Raw genomic sequence first — 380 nt, forward strand, 5'->3', positions numbered from 1 at the left:
GGTGGCCTGCGGACACTTGCCTCTCAAGCGCATGACCCCACGCCGTTCTCGATGCGTTCCTCCTGCGGTCGTTGGCGGTCGCGGGATACGCGCCGTCGTTCGAGGACTGTGCCCGCTGCGGAGTCGAAGGTCCGCACCCCTTCTTCGCCGTGTCATCCGGTGGCATGGTCTGCAGCGCCTGCCGGCAGGCTGGGTCCTTCGCGCCAGCGGTAGAGACCGTACGGCTGCTGGCCGCTTTGCTGACGGGCGACTGGGACGTCGCCGAAGCGAGCGAGCTCCGCTACCGCGCGGAGGCGAGCGGCATGGTTGCCGCGTACCTGCAGTGGAACCTCGAGCGCGGGCTGCGGTCATTGCCGCACGTCGAGCGGGATGGCATCGAG

Annotated in this window: 1 pseudogene; it reads left to right on the top strand. The window is 69.2% G+C overall.

The features are described 5' to 3' along the window. Window positions 1–53: 53 nt before the first annotated feature. Window positions 54–380 (top strand): annotated as a pseudogene (locus I6F37_RS47250) (DNA repair protein RecO); the annotation flags it as partial.

The sequence above is a fragment of the Bradyrhizobium sp. NBAIM08 genome, assembly GCF_020193935.1.
GTDB classification, from domain to species: domain Bacteria; phylum Pseudomonadota; class Alphaproteobacteria; order Rhizobiales; family Xanthobacteraceae; genus Bradyrhizobium; species Bradyrhizobium yuanmingense.